Origin of the sequence: Flavobacterium notoginsengisoli (genome assembly GCF_014207905.1) — a bacterium.
Classification (GTDB): Bacteria; Bacteroidota; Bacteroidia; order Flavobacteriales; family Flavobacteriaceae; genus Flavobacterium; species Flavobacterium notoginsengisoli_A.
The window spans coordinates 272,489-291,027 of record NZ_JACHLB010000005.1 but is presented as its reverse complement, the minus strand read 5'-3'; the positions used below and the strand labels follow the sequence as shown (position 1 = coordinate 291,027).

20 protein-coding genes are annotated in these 18,539 nt (G+C 32.3%); 11 read left to right on the top strand and 9 right to left on the bottom strand.

Going from position 1 to position 18,539, the window contains the following annotated elements:
* Window positions 1-29: 29 nt before the first annotated feature.
* Entirely contained in the window at window positions 30-1,037 is a 1,008-nt protein-coding gene (locus tag HNP35_RS16395; RefSeq protein WP_184164494.1) for a hypothetical protein, read from the top strand.
* Window positions 1,038-1,188: 151 nt separating this feature from the next.
* Here HNP35_RS16395 and HNP35_RS16390 read toward each other — a convergent pair whose 3' ends face one another.
* Window positions 1,189-1,740 (bottom strand): Smr/MutS family protein, encoded by a 552-nt coding sequence (locus tag HNP35_RS16390; RefSeq protein WP_184164491.1) that lies wholly within the window; start codon window positions 1,738-1,740, stop codon window positions 1,189-1,191.
* Window position 1,741: 1 nt separating this feature from the next.
* The gene (locus tag HNP35_RS16385; RefSeq protein WP_184164488.1) at window positions 1,742-1,915 is read right to left on the bottom strand and encodes a hypothetical protein; all 174 of its coding nucleotides are present in this window, start codon (window positions 1,913-1,915) and stop codon (window positions 1,742-1,744) included.
* A 107-nt stretch (window positions 1,916-2,022) separates the two neighbouring features.
* On the opposite strand from HNP35_RS16385, the gene HNP35_RS16380 reads away from it, so the two are divergent.
* Entirely contained in the window at window positions 2,023-2,307 is a 285-nt protein-coding gene (locus HNP35_RS16380; RefSeq protein ID WP_184164485.1) for a DUF2752 domain-containing protein, read from the top strand.
* Between the two features lie 66 nt (window positions 2,308-2,373).
* Here HNP35_RS16380 and HNP35_RS16375 read toward each other — a convergent pair whose 3' ends face one another.
* Window positions 2,374-3,075, bottom strand: a complete 702-nt coding sequence (locus tag HNP35_RS16375; RefSeq protein ID WP_184164482.1) for a DUF1003 domain-containing protein — start codon at window positions 3,073-3,075, stop codon at window positions 2,374-2,376.
* A 190-nt stretch (window positions 3,076-3,265) separates the two neighbouring features.
* On the opposite strand from HNP35_RS16375, the gene epsC reads away from it, so the two are divergent.
* The 4 genes from epsC to HNP35_RS16355 all read left to right on the top strand — a co-directional run bounded on the left by epsC (window position 3,266) and on the right by HNP35_RS16355 (window position 6,597).
* Window positions 3,266-4,057 carry a serine O-acetyltransferase EpsC gene (gene epsC, locus HNP35_RS16370; protein WP_184164938.1) on the top strand — a complete coding sequence of 264 codons (792 nt, stop codon included), beginning with the start codon at window positions 3,266-3,268 and terminating at the stop codon, window positions 4,055-4,057.
* A 1-nt stretch (window position 4,058) separates the two neighbouring features.
* On the top strand, window positions 4,059-4,946 hold the full coding sequence (cysM, locus tag HNP35_RS16365; protein WP_184164479.1) for a cysteine synthase CysM: 888 nt from the start codon (window positions 4,059-4,061) through the stop codon (window positions 4,944-4,946).
* A gap of 133 nt (window positions 4,947-5,079) precedes the next feature.
* On the top strand, window positions 5,080-6,066 hold the full coding sequence (locus HNP35_RS16360) for an aldo/keto reductase (RefSeq protein ID WP_184164476.1): 987 nt from the start codon (window positions 5,080-5,082) through the stop codon (window positions 6,064-6,066).
* Window positions 6,067-6,195: 129 nt separating this feature from the next.
* Window positions 6,196-6,597, top strand: coding sequence for a hypothetical protein (locus tag HNP35_RS16355; protein ID WP_184164474.1), 402 nt, complete (start codon window positions 6,196-6,198; stop codon window positions 6,595-6,597).
* A gap of 13 nt (window positions 6,598-6,610) precedes the next feature.
* Here the strand turns inward: HNP35_RS16355 and HNP35_RS16350 are convergent, their stop codons facing one another.
* Window positions 6,611-7,486 carry a sensor histidine kinase gene (locus HNP35_RS16350; RefSeq protein WP_246453558.1) on the bottom strand — a complete coding sequence of 292 codons (876 nt, stop codon included), beginning with the start codon at window positions 7,484-7,486 and terminating at the stop codon, window positions 6,611-6,613.
* A 330-nt stretch (window positions 7,487-7,816) separates the two neighbouring features.
* On the opposite strand from HNP35_RS16350, the gene rlmD reads away from it, so the two are divergent.
* The 3 genes from rlmD to HNP35_RS16335 are packed head-to-tail and all read left to right on the top strand — an operon-like array spanning window position 7,817 to window position 10,550.
* Complete coding sequence (gene rlmD, locus HNP35_RS16345) at window positions 7,817-9,229, top strand: 23S rRNA (uracil(1939)-C(5))-methyltransferase RlmD (RefSeq protein WP_184164468.1); 1,413 nt, start codon at window positions 7,817-7,819, stop codon at window positions 9,227-9,229.
* A gap of 9 nt (window positions 9,230-9,238) precedes the next feature.
* Complete coding sequence (locus tag HNP35_RS16340; RefSeq protein WP_184164465.1) at window positions 9,239-9,739, top strand: DUF6452 family protein; 501 nt, start codon at window positions 9,239-9,241, stop codon at window positions 9,737-9,739.
* Window positions 9,711-10,550: a DUF6048 family protein gene (locus HNP35_RS16335; RefSeq protein WP_184164462.1), complete on the top strand. Its 840-nt coding sequence runs from the start codon at window positions 9,711-9,713 to the stop codon at window positions 10,548-10,550. Before HNP35_RS16340 ends, HNP35_RS16335 begins: the two co-directional genes overlap by 29 nt.
* An 84-nt stretch (window positions 10,551-10,634) precedes the next feature.
* Here HNP35_RS16335 and HNP35_RS16330 read toward each other — a convergent pair whose 3' ends face one another.
* The 3 genes from HNP35_RS16330 to HNP35_RS16320 form a co-directional block, all read right to left on the bottom strand.
* Window positions 10,635-11,327, bottom strand: coding sequence for an aspartate/glutamate racemase family protein (locus tag HNP35_RS16330; protein ID WP_184164459.1), 693 nt, complete (start codon window positions 11,325-11,327; stop codon window positions 10,635-10,637).
* A gap of 9 nt (window positions 11,328-11,336) precedes the next feature.
* Window positions 11,337-11,573 (bottom strand): hypothetical protein, encoded by a 237-nt coding sequence (locus tag HNP35_RS16325; RefSeq protein WP_184164456.1) that lies wholly within the window; start codon window positions 11,571-11,573, stop codon window positions 11,337-11,339.
* 145 nt (window positions 11,574-11,718) lie between these two features.
* Complete coding sequence (locus tag HNP35_RS16320) at window positions 11,719-12,876, bottom strand: THUMP domain-containing class I SAM-dependent RNA methyltransferase (RefSeq protein WP_184164453.1); 1,158 nt, start codon at window positions 12,874-12,876, stop codon at window positions 11,719-11,721.
* 148 nt (window positions 12,877-13,024) lie between these two features.
* Between HNP35_RS16320 and HNP35_RS16315 the strand changes: the two genes are divergently transcribed.
* Window positions 13,025-13,789 carry a class I SAM-dependent methyltransferase gene (locus HNP35_RS16315; RefSeq protein ID WP_184164450.1) on the top strand — a complete coding sequence of 255 codons (765 nt, stop codon included), beginning with the start codon at window positions 13,025-13,027 and terminating at the stop codon, window positions 13,787-13,789.
* 94 nt (window positions 13,790-13,883) lie between these two features.
* The gene (locus HNP35_RS16310) at window positions 13,884-14,552 is read left to right on the top strand and encodes a ZIP family metal transporter (RefSeq protein ID WP_184164447.1); all 669 of its coding nucleotides are present in this window, start codon (window positions 13,884-13,886) and stop codon (window positions 14,550-14,552) included.
* A 280-nt stretch (window positions 14,553-14,832) separates the two neighbouring features.
* On the opposite strand, the gene HNP35_RS16305 is transcribed toward HNP35_RS16310, so the two are convergent.
* The gene (locus HNP35_RS16305) at window positions 14,833-17,220 is read right to left on the bottom strand and encodes a TonB-dependent receptor domain-containing protein (protein ID WP_184164444.1); all 2,388 of its coding nucleotides are present in this window, start codon (window positions 17,218-17,220) and stop codon (window positions 14,833-14,835) included.
* A 156-nt stretch (window positions 17,221-17,376) separates the two neighbouring features.
* Window positions 17,377-18,516, bottom strand: coding sequence for a helix-turn-helix domain-containing protein (locus HNP35_RS16300; RefSeq protein WP_184164439.1), 1,140 nt, complete (start codon window positions 18,514-18,516; stop codon window positions 17,377-17,379).
* Window positions 18,517-18,539 lie beyond the last annotated feature (23 nt).

Below are 18,539 nucleotides of genomic sequence, written 5' to 3'. Positions count from 1 at the left end.
CACTATTTTTGACCAAAATAAATTTTACAATGAAAAAATATACCGCCCTCCTACTATTTGCTCTTTTCTTGAACGGATGCGATGACGGAGATTTAACTGTAGACACTATAAACTTCGAAGATATTGAGCAGAGTCAAGCCTGTGGCGATGCAGCAACAAGTACATTAGTTTATAAATTAAAAACTCAAGAAGCTCTTTTACTTCAAATGCCTGCAGGATCGTTTAGAAATGAAAACGATTCTACTTACACTTACAACATCGACTCAAAAGGAAATGGTTCTTATCGAGTGCTATACAGAGCATACGATGGAACCGTAGCAACAGCAAATATCTGCGGAACAATCCCTCCAAGTACTCCAAAAATCACAGAAGAATGGATTGGAACAGATGGTGTAATCGAAATTGAAAGTAATTCAAATGAAATTCCAAATACAACAGATGGAAGTTCGAGAATAACAGGATACACACATAGCGTGATTTTTAGAAATATCACTTTTGCAAAACCAAGCGGAATTCAAACTAACGAAAAATTTGTTTTTGGAAATTATGTAACCACTGTACCTTCAGCAAGTTTAGTCTTTCCAGCCGATCAGCAAGTTAGAGAATGTTCGTATATGAAAGGAGTTTATAATCTAAATACTTCTTTCTATTTATCGATTGAAAACATGGATACAGATTATTTACTTCAAAATGTGGTCACTCCAACCAATCAACCTCGTCGAAGATATATTACTTCAACAGAAAATATGGTATATTACAGAACAGTAAAATCGGGTACGGGTACTTTTACCGACGCAGCAATCTGCGTAGAAAAAAAACCGGAAACACCAACTGTTGACCAAACATGGACAGGACAAATAGGAGTGGAAAACAAAAGTGGTATGATAGAAGTTACCACCACAGTAGTAGGGGAAAAAACTTTTACTCACACGATAGTATTAAGAAAAGTAAGACTCGTTAAAGGAGTTAAAGGAAAAACTGGTTTTGAGCTAGGAGATAGTTTCGTTCTTGGAACAATTACCAAAACTATACCTTAATAATCCAAACCGATTTCTCTGAGAAATCAAAAAAAAATATTCTTACAAAAAAACGTCTGTTTTTCGAAGCTGATTTTAAAAGAAATCAGATCAAAAAACAGACGTTTTTTTATGCTCAAAAATGAAAGTATTTGAGCGCTTTAAAATTACTTTATTTATTGTTTTGTCTAAAATAAACTTCGGTCGCACCAAGACCATATTTTTGATAATTGGCGTCTTGAAAATCTATTCCGTCATAACGTCCTAACAAAAAATCAAGTTCGGCTTTTAAAATTCCTTCGCCAACGCCGTGAATAAAAACGATTTTAGGAATGCGATTTCTAATAGCAAATTCGATATGCCTTTTTGCTGTTTCTGTCTGTAAAGTCAAAATATCATAATTCGACATTCCGCGTTTATTGGGAACTAATTTTTCGATGTGTAAATCGAATTCTGGAACTCCAAAATCACGTTTATCTTTCTTTTCTTTAACAAAACTTCTCGGTTTTGGCTCTGTTTTTTCTTTTGAAACTTCATCTAAATTAATTCTTTTAATAGAATTCATTAAATTACTGGAATCTTGTATTTTAAGCAATTCGTTGACAAAAAATGTCATCGTAAATCCATCTGTAGTTTCTATTAAAATTTCGTTATTTTTGACCGAAACTACTGTTCCGTTTATGGCTTCATCGAGTACTGAAACCTTATCTCCTTTTACCAACATCCTACTCTTCTTTATCGTTATTTTTACTTGGCGTTTTTGCGCTCAATTGCATCATTCCAAACATGAAAACCACAATTGCAACAATCATGATATAGATATTTTTTTCTTCAGAAACTTGCTCATACAACGCAACCGAAATCGCAAGAATCATTATTATAATTTTAAAAGCTTTCATTTACTCAAAGTTTAAGATTCCAAAAGTATAAAACTTTCAAATAGCACTTTCATCCTACCCGAAACCTTTGTCACATTTTTTTAGTAAAATTGCAAAAAAGAACTGCCATGAATTTAGAGCAATATATGATTCCTTGCCTCTTCAAAACCATCTTTGGTTTTGACTGTTTAGGATGTGGTTTTCAGCGCTCGTTATTCTTACTTTTTCAAGGCGAATTTTTAGCCGCTTTTAAAATGTATCCAGCGATATTTTCCTGTCTTTTATTTTTGTTTTTTGTATTATTTCATTTTTTAGACAAATCAAAAAAAAATAAAAAACTAGTTTGGAAAATGGCAATTTTGAATTTCGTTTTTATAATTATTGGCTATTATCTAAAGCATTTTTATTTTTAGATTTTCGAAAAAAAACGGCCCTCTTTTTGGAATTTGTGATTTTAAAAAATGAAATTTTAATTAATTCTACTTCTTAATCTGATCCAAAATATCATTCATCATCTCAATTTGAACTTTCTGAATTTCGATTAATTCTTGTTGCTGATGCATAATCAAATGATCAATTTTATCGTGAATCATTCTGATTTCTAATTCTGATTTTAGATTAATCATATAATCTTTTTTAGCACGATTTCGATCTTTTTCTTCCTGACGATTCTGGCTCATCATAATTACCGGAGCCTGCAAAGCAGCAACACAAGAAAGAATTAAATTTAAGAGAATAAACGGATAAGGATCGAAACCTTTATTTAGAAAAATATAAACATTTGAGCTAATCCAAATGGTAATAAAAACCACAAACGAGATAATAAAAGTCCAGCTACCTCCAAAATCTGCTACTTTATCTGCCACTCTTTGCCCAAGATTTCGAGGCTCTTCCTCGTCTTCTACGCTACTTACGATTGATTTATCATCTTTTAAAGACGAAATAACGCTTTTTTCCATAGCCGAAAGTGCTCCGATTTCTGTCGAAAGGTAATTCGAAATGTATTTTTGGCGATATAAATTCAACTCGTTTACAGCAATACAATCATCATCATTAAAATCGGGAAATTCTTTTTTAATTAAACCCAAAATTGGATCATGAATAGATTTTCCGCAGATTTTTTCACTTTCAGAAAAAGGAAGTCCCGAAATAGCACTTTTAAATGTTTGATTGTTTTTCATTTTTGTAAATTTTATAGGCTAATTTACGTAAATAACTTCTTAAGAATGTTATAAAAAAGCCTCGTTTACAATTGCTTTTTTATCACAAATATGATATTCTACAGAAAATTTCTTTAGTTAAATCGTGACTTTATTTCCAAAAAACACCTTACTTTTAACGTTCCAAAATTATTCATTCATTTTTACCATTGTGACAAAAGACAATATCATACAAAATATAAAGGCTTTAAAGAGCCATTCGCACATAAATTACGGTATTAAAACAAAAACAGAAGACTTTACTGAAAAGCTTTTTTATACTCTTTTTGATTCGAATGCAGCTTTAGACGAAAGCATTGACGAATTAGAAATCCGTTTTAAAGAAATAGCTGTTTTGGCTTGTAAAAAACCGCAAAATTTATGTGGTTCTATTTGGGACCGATTTCTTGAAAAACTTCCTGGTGTTTTAGAAAAATTAAATCAAGATGCCGAATATATTTTAGAGAATGATCCTGCTTCTAATAGTATCGATGAAGTTTACTTAGCATATCCAGGTTTTTACGCGATCGCTATTTACAGATTAAGCCATGAATTGTACAAACTAGACTTGCTCCTTTTTTCTCGCTTAATGAGCGAATATGCACACCGAATTACAGGAACCGATATTCATGCTGGAGCGAACATTGAATCGCCATTTTTTATCGATCACGCTACTGGAATTGTAATTGGTGAAACGACCGTTATTAAAAAGAATGTAAAAATCTATCAAGGCGTTACGCTTGGTGCTTTGAGCGTAAGCAAGGAAATGAAAAATGCAAAAAGGCATCCAACTGTAGAAGATAATGTTTGCATTTATGCTAATGCAACAATTCTCGGAGGCGAAACTGTAATAGGAAAAAATAGCATTGTAGGAGGAAATTCATGGATTACAAAATCGATTCCGGCAGATTCTATCGTTTTGAACACCACTACAACTGAAGTTAAAATCAAAGAAAAAAAATAAAATGAATTCACATAAATTACTAAACCTCATTGGCAATACTCCGTTGATGGAAACAGTTAATTTGGTTCCTAATAAAAATGTCAAACTTTTACTTAAACTTGAAGGAAATAATCCTGGAGGAAGCGTAAAAGACCGAGCGGCCTACAATATGATTGCTGCTGCTTTAGAAAGAGGCGACATTAAAAAAGGTGACAAATTAATTGAAGCAACGAGCGGAAATACTGGAATTGCTTTAGCAATGATTGCGCAATTATTTGGTATAGAAATAGAATTAGTTCTTCCAGAAGATTCTACAAAAGAGAGAACTCAAACTATGCGTGCTTACGGTGCAACTGTTATTTTAACGCCTGCAAGCGAAGGAATCATCGGTTCTCGTGATTATGCAGACAAAAAAGTAGCGCAAGGCGGTTATTTGATGCTAAATCAGTTTGCAAACGATGACAACTGGAAAGCACATTACAAAACAACAGGTCCAGAAATCTGGAACGATACGGATGGAACTGTAACACATTTTGTTTCGGCAATGGGAACAACAGGAACTATTATTGGAACTTCTACATATTTGAAAGAGAAAAATCCGAATGTTCAAATTGTTGGTGCGCAGCCAAGCGACGGTTCTCAGATCCCTGGAATTCGTAAATGGCCACAAGAATATCTTCCTAAAATTTTCGACGCATCAAAAGTTGATACTGTTGTTGATGTAAGCGAAGAAGAAGCTCGCGCGATGACGAAAAGATTAGCTCTTGAAGAAGGTGTTTTTGCAGGAATGAGCAGCGGAGGCTCTGTTGCCGTTGCCTTAAAAATTGCCGAAAAATTAGAATCTGGAGTTGTGGTTGCCGTTATCTGCGATAGAGGCGATCGCTATTTGTCTTCGGATTTATTTGATTAAAAAGATACTAAGTTGCTAAGGTTCTAAGATGCTAAGATTTGGATAACTAAAAAACTTTGTATCTCAGAATCTCAGCAACTTTAGAAAAAAACTTAGAATCTTAGCACCTCAGAACCTTAGAACCTTAAAAAAAATGAACTACAGAAAACTAGGAAAAACAAATTTTAATATATCTGAAATTTCGCTTGGCACTTGGCAAGTTGGAGGAAAATGGGGATCGGGTTTTGATGATAAAACTGCCGACGAACTTTTAAATACTGCTATTGACAACGGCGTAAATTTTATTGATACTGCTGATGTTTATGAAAACGGGTTAAGTGAAACTGCTGTTGGAAGAGTCGTTCGCTCTCGTTCTGAACGAATTTTTGTTGCCACAAAATGCGGTCGTCAGATCAATCCACATGTTAATGAAGGATATTCGCCAAAAGTACTTCAGAAATTTGTGGAAGACAGTTTGAAAAGAACAGGTTTAGAAACTTTAGACTTGATTCAATTGCATTGTCCGCCTACAGAAGTATATTATCGTCCTGAAATATTTGAACTTTTTGACCGATTAAAAGAACAGGGAAAAATCCTTAATCTTGGTGTCAGTGTAGAAAAAGTCGAAGAAGCCTTAAAAGCAATTGAATATGATAACGTAACTACTGTTCAAATTATTTTCAACCTATTTCGTCAGCGTCCATCTGGGTTATTTTTCTCAGAAGCGAAGAAGAAAGATATCGGAATTATCGCGAGAGTTCCTCTTGCAAGCGGACTTTTAACGGGTACATTCAGCAAAAACACTACTTTCGAACCTCAAGATCATCGTAATTTTAATCGCAATGGCGAAGCTTTCGATAAAGGAGAAACTTTCTCTGGTATTGACTATGATTTAGGTCTAAAAGCTGTTGAAAGATTAAAAGCTTTATTTCCAGGATCTGAAAATCTTGCTCCAATTGCATTACAATGGATTTTGAGTTTTAATGAAATTAGCTGTATTATTCCAGGCGCATCAAAAGTAAATCATGTTTTATCGAATTTATCGGTTTATGACGCTCCTAAATTATCGAATGAACAAATTTCGGAAATGAATAAAATTTACGATGAATTGATAAAACCTGCTGTTCATCAGCTTTGGTAATTTTTTAAAGACATTTTAAATTCTGAGATACTGCATTTTTGCTCATGTATCTCAGTTTTTTTTTATATTCACGCAACCATTTGTGAATCACCACATCTAATAATAAAACTAACTATAAAATCACTAACCATGAAAAGACTAAGTTTTATTTTACTTGCAACCTTATTTTTATCTTCTTGCACAAATGATGAAGCAACCACTCAAGAACAAGAAGCTGCAAAATTAGAAAAAATGCATCAGGAGATTATTGCACTTTCTCTAGCAACTACACAATCATGTACGGATGCAAAAGATTGGGATTTTACGCCGCTTGGCACTAAAGCCTGTGGAGGCGTAGCACTTTTTATTCCATACTCAAAAAAAATAAATAAAGAAGCATTTCTTGCCAAAGTAAAAGCATACACCGACGCACAAACTGCTTATGACATAAAATGGAATATAATGTCAACCTGCGATGTTGTAATCCCTCCAACCGGAGTAGATTGCGTTGATGGAAAACCTAAATTAAGTTACGCAACAGCATTGTACTAAAAACCAAAGAAAATTAGATATCAAACTCTATTCTAAATTCGGCACCACGGTTTTTGCCATCGCTTGATGCTGTCAATCGACCTTTGTTTCGTTCGATTATTTTTTTGCAAAGATACAGTCCGATTCCGGTAGAGCCTTCATTTGCGGTTCCTAAACGGCTCATTTTGGTGAATTTTTTAAACAATTCTTCTATTTGATTTTTATCAAAACCGATTCCGTTATCTTTTACGGTAAGGATTAATTTAGAATCTTCAGAATAGATTCGGACTTTAATTTCGCTATCAAAATAAGAGAATTTTACGGCGTTGCTAATCAAATTCACTAAAACCTGAATCAACAAACCTTCGTCGATTTTTAGTTTGGCTTCGACACATTCTAAAACTAAATTGAGTGTTATTTTTTTATCGAATAAACGTTGCTCGACTTGTTCATTTACAAAAGGAAGAATATTAGGAAATAAAACCGTTTTAGTTTCTTGATTTACTTTGACAACTTCATCTTGTTCTTTTAATAATTTAATGAAGTTTTCAATATATCTAAATTGAAGATTGGTAGATTCACAAATTAATTCTGCTAGATTTTTAACAGAATCCGAAGGTTCTTCGCTTATGATTAATTTAGCTAAACCTTGCGGATTACCAGCAAAGTTCTTTAAATCATGCGAAAGCATATAAATTAAATCTTGTTTTTCGTTAATAAAACCTTCTGCCTCATAAATAGACTCCTGAATATTACACATTAATAAACCAGCTTCGTCTGTATATTCTGTTGGCAAAACCGATAATTTTCGTGTACTTCTATAATCGTCTAATGCTTTTGAGGCTATTTCTATAGGTTTTATTAATCGATTTAAAATCAATAGTGTCAATGCCGTTGCGATCAAGGTCATTAACAAAGAAAATACAAGAATAGAAGTTGGCGAAATACTGTGCTGAAAATAGAGTACAAAAAATAAAATTCCGATTAAAGGGATATGAATACCAATAAATGCAACAAATAGAAATTTAAAAGCATAACTTCTTTTAAGAAAGCTTATTCGTGAGAGTGTATGATACAACTTCATAAAGCAACAATAATAGTAGGTTAAAACTGTAATTCTTTGGGTTTATTACACAAACAAAATTAACTTTTAAACTGGATTAAACTAATTTTTTAAAGAATTTCTAAAAAATTTTATAAATAAAATTTGTAAAAGTTTTCAAAGGCTTATTTTTGCGCTATGGGAAGAAAAAATACAGACAAAGTTGTCTTTCATCAAATTCAAGTTCTTGATGCTGGTGCAAAAGGAGTTTCAGTAGCCAAAGCGCCTGACGGAAAAGTAATCTTTATTCCGAATGTGGTACCTGGAGATGTTGTGGACGTACAAACATTTAAAAAAAGAAAGGCATATTACGAAGGTAAAGCCGTACAATTTCATGAATTATCTGATTACAGAGTAGATCCAATCTGCGAACATTTTGGCGTTTGCGGAGGCTGCAAATGGCAAAATATGAAGTATGGCCAACAGCTTGCATTCAAACAAAATGAAGTTAAAAATCATTTACAGAGAATAGGAAAAATCGAGCTTCCAGAATTTGAAGATATTTTAGGTTCTGAGAAACAGTTTTTCTATAGAAATAAAATGGAATTTTCTTTTTCAAACAGCCGTTGGCTTACAGAAAAAGAAATTGGAAGCACTGAAGATTTAGGAAACAGAAATGCTTTAGGTTTTCACATTCCTAAAATGTGGGATAAAATTCTTGACATTAATAAATGTCATTTGCAAGAAGATCCTTCAAATGCAATTCGTAACGAGATCAGAGCATTTGCAAATGAGCATAATCTGGCTTTTTTCAATCCGAGAGAGCATTCTGGATTATTGAGAACCGTAATGATTCGTACCGTTTCTACTGGCGAAATCATGGTTTTAATTCAGTTTTTTGAAGATGACAAAGAAAATAGAGAATTAATTTTAGATCATTTATACGAGAAATTCCCTCAAATTACTTCATTACAATATGTAGTAAACGGAAAACAAAATGACACTATTTACGATCAAGACGTTATTCTTTACAAAGGAAGAAACTACATCTTAGAAGAAATGGAAGGTTTAAAATTTAGTATTAATGCTAAATCTTTCTACCAAACCAATTCTGACCAAGCTTACGAATTATACAAAATTACAAGAGAATTTGCTGGATTAACAGGAAACGAAACTGTTTACGATTTGTATACTGGAACTGGTACAATTGCACAGTTTGTTTCTAAAAAAGCAAAAAAAGTAATCGGAGTAGAAAGTGTTCCTGAAGCAATTATTGATGCTAAAGCCAATGCAGAACGCAATAATATTACTAATTGCGAGTTTTTTGTTGGAGACATGAAAGTAGTATTTAATGAAGCTTTTATTGCTCAACACGGAAAACCAGATGTTATTATAACAGATCCGCCTCGTGACGGAATGCATAAAGATGTTGTGGAGCAAATTTTAAAAATTGCTCCAGAAAGAGTCGTTTATGTAAGTTGTAATTCTGCAACACAAGCACGTGATTTGGCTTTAATGGATGAAAAATACAAAGTAACACGTGTTAGACCTGTAGATATGTTTCCGCAGACACATCATGTTGAAAATGTTGTACTTTTAGAACTTCGATAAAAAATATAGATGAAAAAACTAGTCTCTCTTTTATTGGTTTTTACTTTTGGCTTGTCAAGCTGTGAGAAAGATGATATCTGCGACGCCAATACACCAACTACACCAAGAATGGTTATTACATTTTATGATAATAATGACCCTAGCGTACAAAGAAAAATAAGTAATTTGACTGCCGTTGGTGAAGGTATGGACGCAGCAACCGGACTTTCTTTTGCAGGTGTAAGCACTATCGCACTACCTCTAAAAGTTAATGACACTATTACAACCTATAAATTAACTTATAATGCAGCCAGCACTATTCCTTCGGATAGAAACGCAGATGTTTTGACTATTAATTATACGACTCAAAACGTTTATGTATCAAGAGCTTGCGGTTTTAAGACTATTTTTAATGTAAAATCTGTTAATCGTACAGATCCAGACGGAGACACTGTTTGGATGTCTACAGTTCAATTAATTAACCCTAATATTGACTCTGAAAATGAAACACACGTTGAAGTTTATTTCTAGTATTTGTTTATTGTTTTCGGTATTTTTAGGGCAAGCTCAAGATGTACCAGAGATCTCAAAAGATAAAAAAGATACAGAAATAAAAACCAAAAAACCGCAAACTGAAACTGTAAAAACAGAAGTTGTTAAGGAGGTAAAAAAAGACAGCGTTGTAAAAACAGATCGTTATGGACTTCGCGTAGGTGTCGATTTATACAAATTGACTCGCGGTCTTTATGATAAAGATTATAAAGGTATTGAGTTTGTTGGAGATTGGAGATTAACAAAAAAATACTATTTAGCAGCCGAATTAGGTTATGAAGATAAAAAAACGGTAGACGACCGATTAACTTCTGCGGCTTCTGGAACCTATATTAAAGGTGGTTTTGATTACAATTTTTATCAAAACTGGCTGGATATGGAAAATCTTATCACAATTGGAATGCGTGGTGGTTTTAGTACTTTCAACCAAGAATTATATAACTATAAAATCTACAATCCGAACCCATATTGGGGAGAACTTCCTGCAATAGACGAATATCATAAATACAGCGGTCTAACAGCTGGCTGGATTGAAGTTGGTTTAGGATTGAAGGCACAAGTTGTAAAAAACGTTTTTGTTGGCTTTGGTGTACAGCTTAAACTTTTGGTTATGAATAAAGAACCTGACAATTTTGAAAATTTATACATTCCAGGTTTCAACAGAACATACGATGGAAGTTTTGGAGTAGGTTTTAACTATACTGTTTCTTATTTCATTCCTATCTATAAAAAGAAAACAATGGCTTCTGAAGTGGTAAAAGAAGAAGCTTCTAAAAAGAAAAAGCCTTAATTTTTTAGGCTCTAAGATGCTAAGAAACTAAGGTTCTGAGATATTAAAAAAAAGCAAATTCTAAATTAGAATTTGCTTTTTTTTTTATGATAATTGAAAATTAATTGCTGCTTGTGTATGAATTAAAGTGGTATCAAAAATAGGAACACTTAAATCTCCTTCTTTTATTACTAATGGAATTTCAGTACAGCCTAAAATGATTCCTTCGGCACCATTTTGAATTAATCCATTTGCAATTTCTAAATAACGTTTTTTTGTTTCTTCCGTTACGATTCCGCGGCCAAGTTCTTCAAATATGGTATAATGAATGAAATCTTTATCTTCTTGAGAGGTTGGAATTATAGTTTCGATTCCTTTTTCGGTTAATTTATCTTTAAAGAAATCCAATTCCATTGTGAATTTCGTTCCGAGTAAACCTACTTTTTTAAGTTGCTTTTTCTGAATTTCAACAGCCGTTTCTTCTGCAATATGAATAAGAGGCAAGCCAATTGCATTTTGAAGTTTATCTGCTATCAAGTGCATCGTATTGGCACATAAAACGATCGCCTCTGCCCCGCCCGATTTTAAAACTTCAGCAGCTTTTAAAAGCATTTTAAAAGTCGAATCCCAATCGTTATTATCGTTATTCTTTTTGATTTCAGCATAATTAAAAGAATAAATAAGACATTCGGAGAAGTTTAATCCGCCAAGTTTATCATTAATTCCTTTATTAATTAAAGTATAATAATCGGATGTCGAAACCCAGCTTATTCCACCAATAAGTCCAATTTTCTTCATAATCTTTAATTATCCGATTTCTTTAATTCCTTTTATAAAAAGCCATTTCATAAAAAGCTTTTCACCATCTTTAGTTCGTACGGCTTGAAATTTTGGGCCAACAATTGTTCCAACAATAAAGGCTGTTAGCGGAATCCAGATTCCTGTTAATCCTGTATAAGCGTCAATTAAAAATCGGAATGCGATAAAAAGAACCGCAAATGCCGCTAATTGATATAAAAAAGCGCGTAGTTGTAATTTTGACATGTTTTTTTTGAGTTGCTAAGGTTCTCAGGTTCTAAGATGCTAAGATTTTTTTCTTTGCAACTTATATTCTTAGAAACTTAATATTTTTATTCTTTTGTATTTCACTAAAATTCTTAGAACCTCAGAATCTTAGTATCTTAGAAACTTAGACTTGAAATTTCGTTCTCTTGCTTCCTTCGTACATTTCGTATTTTACGAGACGTGCTTCTAAACTTCCGTTGAAAAGTTTGATTTTTCTTGAAGGTTTTAATCCCACAAATTTTAGAGCTTCTAGATTCGCGGTAATAAACCAAGCGTTTGTTCCTGGGTAATTTTTCTTTAAAGTATCTCCAATATTAGCGTAAAATCTTTCCATATGAATATCCAAACGCTCATCATAAGGCGGATTGAAAACGATATGAAGCTTTCCTTCTGTTTCTTTTTCAGTATCAAAGAAATTATCTTCGTAAACTTTAATATAATCTTCTAAATTGGCATTTCTGATATTGTCTTTTGCCTTACTAACGGCACTTGGCGCTTTATCAAAACCTTTAATTGTATAATGAAACTCTCTAGTTTTTTTCATTAAACTTTCAATAATGGTATCAAATAAATCGTTATCCCAATCTTTCCATTTTTCAAAAGCAAATTCTTTTCTATTGATATTCGCTGGAATATTACAAGCAATCATTGCCGCTTCTGCCAAGAAAGTTCCAGAACCACACATTGGATCTAAAAAGTGGCTTTGTCCGTCCCAACCTGAAAGCAAAAGAATTCCCGCTGCCAAAACCTCATTGATAGGTGCAATATTCGTTGCTGTTCTGTAGCCACGCTGGTGCAATGAATTTCCAGAAGTATCCAAAGCTACAGAAACTTGGTCTTTATCAATATGAATATTAATTCGTAAATCTGGATATTGCTTATCAATACTAGGGCGCTGACCCGTTCTCTCTCTAAATTGATCTACAATCGCATCTTTACATTTTTGAGAAACAAATTCAGAATGATTGAAATAAGTAGAATGCACAGTCGAATCAATCACAAAAGTTTGATTTGCATTTAGGAATTTAGACCAGTTCACACCTGAAATTCCTTTATATAGCGCTTGCTCGTTATTTGCTCTAAAAGAGTAAATCGGTTTTAATATTTTAAGTGCAGTTCGTAAAGATAGATTGGCTTTATACATAAAACCTTTATCGCCTTTAAAGCTTACCATTCTTACACCTCTTTCAACATCTTGAGCTCCAAGTGTGCGTAATTCTTTTTCTAATATTTCTTCAAAGCCAAAAAAACATTTGGCAATCATTTTAAAATTTTCTTCCATTTTTTCTTTTAAATTAAAAAAAACTAAAAATTAAAAGATGCCAATCTTGCATCTTCACATAATGCAACAATGTATCGTTGTTAAATAGTTATTTTTCGGCAAAAATACACTAAATTTGCCGGACTTTAAATTAATTGAAATAGAATAAATGTCTGTAACGCATAACGAATCAATTCCGAATCAGGATGGTGATAATCAAAACTGGTATTCTTCATGGTTTGATACACCGTATTATCATATTCTTTACAAGGATCGTAATTATCGTGAAGCTCAGATTTTCATGGACAATTTAACGCACTATCTAAACTTGCCCGAAAAAGCCAAGGTATTGGATTTGGCTTGCGGAAAAGGTCGTCATTCTATCTATTTAAATCAGTTAGGTTTTGATGTTCTAGGCGCCGATTTGTCTGAAAACAGTATTTTAGAAGCCAGCAAAAACAGTAACGAAACACTTCATTTTAAAGTGCACGATATGCGCGAACCTTTTGAAGAAAAATTTGATGCTATTTTCAATCTTTTTACCAGTTTTGGCTATTTCGAAAATGATGACGATAATCTCACTACTTTAAAAGCAATCAAAGAAAGTTTATCAGAATACGGATTCGCCGTAATTGATTTCATGAACGTAACAAACGTTATTGAAAATCTTGTTCCAGAAGAAGTAAAAACTGTAGAAGATATTGATTTTCATATTAAAAGATACGTTGAAGACGGGCATATTTTTAAAGAAATTGATTTTGAAGATAAAGGAAGAAAATATCATTTTACAGAAAAAGTAAAAGCATTAACTTTGAAAGACTTTCAGGATATGATGGACGAAGCTGGGATTTTTCTATTAGATATTTTTGGAGATTACAAGCTTAAAAAATTCCACAAAACCGAAAGCGAAAGATTAATCATGATTTTTAAGTAAGTTTAATCGTTTAACCGTTGATTTGTTTAATCGTTAGAGCAAATTGACAAAAAACCCGATTAAACAATTAAACAAAAAACGATTAAACAAAAAGATGAATTATCTACTACCCTTATTTTCTGTACTTCTAGGATATGGCGTGGCTTTGTTTATTAAACCAAAAAACAAAACCAATTTAAAATTACTGCTTGCATTTAGCGGTTCTTTTCTATTGTCTTTGACTGTGATGCACCTTCTTCCAGAAGTTTACGAATCTCATAATCATAACATTGGAATATTTATAATGATCGGAATTTTATTCCAGATCGTACTGGAGTTTTTCTCAAAAGGAGCAGAACACGGACACGTTCACGGCCATGCAAAAATGTCTCAAATTCCGTGGCTTTTATTTATCAGTTTATGCATTCATGCGTTTTTAGAAGGTTTTCCGGTAAGTCATCATCAAGGTCTTGCCATCGGAATTGCCATTCATCATCTGCCAATTGCTGTAATTTTAACGACATTTTTCATCAATGCCGATTTAAATAAAAAAGCCATCTTTGCTTTCATGCTGACCTTTGCCATCATGACACCGCTAGGAACTGTAGCCTCTGAATTTCTACCTATATTAAACGATTATTATACCGAAATAACAGCCATTGTAATTGGTATTCTGTTCCATATTTCATCGACTATCATTTTTGAAAGCAGCGAAGGACATAAATTCAATATTGCTAAAGTTTCTATGATCGTTCTCGGAATTCTACTGGCATTCTTTTTATAATCGGGGCGTGCCACCTTTTAAGTAAATGCCCAACAAACTTTGCGTTCATTGGGCATTTACTTAAAAGCTGTCGGGCTATCCGGGCTACTTCGGTAGCTTCCTCCTATCCCTCACGCAAAAAAGTTTCAAGTTTCAGGTTTCAGGTTTCAAGTTCTGTTCACAATGTCAGACTGAGCGAAGTCGAAGCCCTTTACGTTATACTCTTCGACTTCGCTCAGAGTGACATCACTGCTGTTATAGTTTTTTAGGTTTAAAATTTCTGATAAAAATTAATAACTATCTAATTCCCTGTTCTTTTCTTCTCATCCTGATTTCCAAAAGCTCGTTCTTTAATGTTGATTTTATTATTTCCAAAATTGTAAATTACCGACAATCGTACAAATCGATTACTTTCGTTTTGACTGTAAACTTGTTTTACACCATTTACGACCGAAGTAAAATCTTTTAAATATGAAGTATTAAAAATATCATTTGCTAAAAATGCAATCTGCAAAGTTTTATTCAATAAATCTTGTTTAAAACCGATATCAAAACTCGAAACATAACCAATATTATACAAACCATTTTTGAACGGAGTACTATAATTAAAATCAATCTGAAGTTTAGTAGTTTTTCCTAAAATAAAAGTATTATTTGTCGTAAAATCAATCTGTAAACTATTCGAAGGTGTTGCATCAAAATCCTTTGTAAATGTGGTTTGTGAACCTAAAAAATATACCGAATTTTCACTTTGCCACCAATCTACAAAACTAGCAGAATAACTTTCTCCCAGACCATAGTTTAATCCTTTAAAATAATTTTCGCGTGTTACAATCTGCGTATTTGTATCTGGATTTGATGTGAAAATCACGCCATAACCGTTTGTAATTACATTGACAAAAATGCTCGTTCTCAAAATATCTTTATACGAATGTGCTAATTCAAAATTATCACTAAAAGAAGGTCTCAAAAACGGATTCCCTTCAGAATAACTATTGCTATTGATATAAATTCTAAATGGATTCAATAAATCAAAACGAGGTCTGTTAATTCTTTTTCCATAATTCAAGCTAAAAGTATTGTTATCATTTTTCTTGTAAGAAGTAAAAAAAGTGGGAAACAGCTTTAAATAATTATTTACATTTTCCTGATTCAATGTTTCCGAAAACCCATTAGTTTCGGTGTTTTCAAGCCTTAATCCCAATTGAATGTTCCATTTTTCATTTATTTTTTTATCTCCGTTAATATAAATAGCCTGATTATTTTCAGTGTATTTAAATCGATTTGATTGATTTGGATCTAATTCTGGAGTTCCAGAAATTGTATTGTAAAAAGCTACATCGCTTACACTATTTGTAAAACTCATTTTTGCCCCATAAGACAAATTAAATGCTGTAAACGGATGCTCCATATCTGCCTTAAAACTCCAATTATCAATATCTTGATTCGAAATATTTCTTCCTGCCTGATTTATTCCAATAAATTGCATTTCAGATGAATAATCATTTGCAGTAAAATCTCGGTTGAATTTTGAACTGTAATTAAAATAATCCACGTCAAAAGATAATTTTCGGTTTAGAGAATCTAATTTGGTTATCAAATGCCCGTTATAAGTCTGATTTTTTGAACCTTTATCGGTAAAACTTTTATTAAGTGTAACGTTATCCAATTCATTTTGAGTATTATAATTATCAATTCTGATATCCGAATTAAAATCAGGATTATTTCTGTCATTCAAAAACTGAAAACCAATTGTAGTACGCTCAGATAAATCGTAATCTAAAGCAATTTTTCCAGAAAAATTTTCATTTTTTACTTTTGTTGTACTGCTCATTTTAGAAAGTCCATCAGGAAAATACATTTCCAAAACTTCATCAGCATTTTTATACCCTGTTTTTCCATTAACGCTTGCCGAAAATCTAAACTTATTTTTGTTGTAAAAAAAGTTATCCCTAAGCGTATAAATTCCATATCTATTCTGATCATAAGAAGCTGTGACTGTATTTTTCCAAGAATCTCTAACACCTTTTTTCATAATAATATTAATTAATCCGCCAAAACCATCTGCCTCGTATTTTGCTGGCGGATTGCTAATAATTTCAATATTCTTAATATCGCTCGCTGAAATTGATTTTAAAAAACTGTTTAATTCCTCTCCTGTAAGTTCAATCAAACGACCATCAATCATTACACGAGAAGTTCCTTTGCCCAAAATTGTTATTGCATCATTTTTTACAACAACTCCTGGAGCTGTATTTATAGCGCTTAAGGCATCGCTTCCTGTTGTTGAAACATTATTTTCGAGATTATAAATTAGTCGATCCGTTTTTTGCTCAATTGTTTTCTTTTTAGTTTGAATTACGACTTCGACCAAATCGGTAACATTTTTGTTTAAAACAATAAGTCCCAAATCAGTATCTTTTGAAATTGCAATCTCTTTTTCAAAATCTGTAAACCCCAAGAGATTTATGATCATTTTATACGAATCCTTTTTAAGATTAATCTCAAAAGATCCGTCTTGCAAACTGGTAGTTCCGTTAATAATTTTTCCTTCCAAATTTAAAATGGAAACATTTGCCCATTCTAAAGGAGCATTTTCACTCGTTATTTTTCCTTTTAATTTTAAAGTCGTTTGTGCTAAACAAAATAGTGGTAATAGTAAAAAAATAAGAAGGTTTGCTTTTTTCATGATTTCTATTTTTTGCTTGTTTGATTAATTTGAAGCAAAGTTGCCTTAGAAATTCTCCCTACGCGACCGACAAAAAAAAGTCGAACCATTTTCTGTTTAGAAAATTAGTTCGACTTTATTCCGTGCGACGTACGACTTTTTACAAACCCTTAATTATTAAGCGTTTCGATAAGCAGTCGGAGTTAAATTGGTATATTTTTTAAAAGAGGTATTGAAAGAAGATTTAGAGTTAAAACCAACTTCGTATAAGATTTCTAAAACCGTAAACTCATTTTTAGAAGGATCTTTTAAGATTTTCATGGCTTTTTGAATTCGATATTCATTCACAAAATCAAAAAAATGTTGATTCATTTGATGATTAATTAAAACAGACAAATCTCGTACTGGAATATTAATCTGATTACTCAATTCTTGAATTGTTAATGACGGATCCAGAAAAGGCTCTTTTTCGGTCATATATTGTTTTAGATTTAAAATCTGAATTTTGATTAAATCATTTTGTTCGTTTAAAGATTCCTGTTTTTCTTCAACTTTCGGCAGAATCTCTTTTGTTAATTTCAATTTAGAATTAACTCCCCTAAAAAGTTCGGGATGATTTAGTGCTTTCATTATAAACCAGCACGTTATAAATAGAGCAATACTTCCGACAAGAACATTTGCCCAAAGAAATATTTCTCTAAAACCGCTATAACGCAATAAATTTTTTAAAACAACTACAGAATGTGCAGTAAGAAAAACACAAGTTATTTGAAAAAGCCATTTATAAGTTGCCGTGCTTGGGTTAGCATAATTTTCCAAATAGATTTCTCTGTACTTTCTTAAAATTAAAAATACACTGATAATGTAGAACGCATATTGAAATTCAACTACAATTTGAATAAAATAAATTTCAGGTTTCAGGTTCAAAGTCTTTAAAAAATTTTCAAAACTCAGATCAAAATTCAAATAAATTCTAGGGATAAAAACCAAATTGACCACTACAAAAGGAATCAAATGGACAAGATGCTTCTTTTTTAGTTTAAAATCTGAATAACAGACTGCCAGAACAAAAAGATAGAATAATGGCATTCCTAATAAACAGGATGTAGCCCTAAAAATTTCCAAATTAAGTTCAACTCTATTGGTCGTTTCGATAAAAAATCCGCTAAGATCAATTGCCGAAAAAATAAAAAACCATGCAAATAAGCGATTTGCCAGTTTATTTTGAGTTTTTACTGTCAATAAAAAAAAGGCAAGCAATAAGGAAACAAAAACTGAAATTCGAGCTATTCCCTGTAATAAATCTAATTTGTCCATTTATTTAGTTAAAATAATAAACA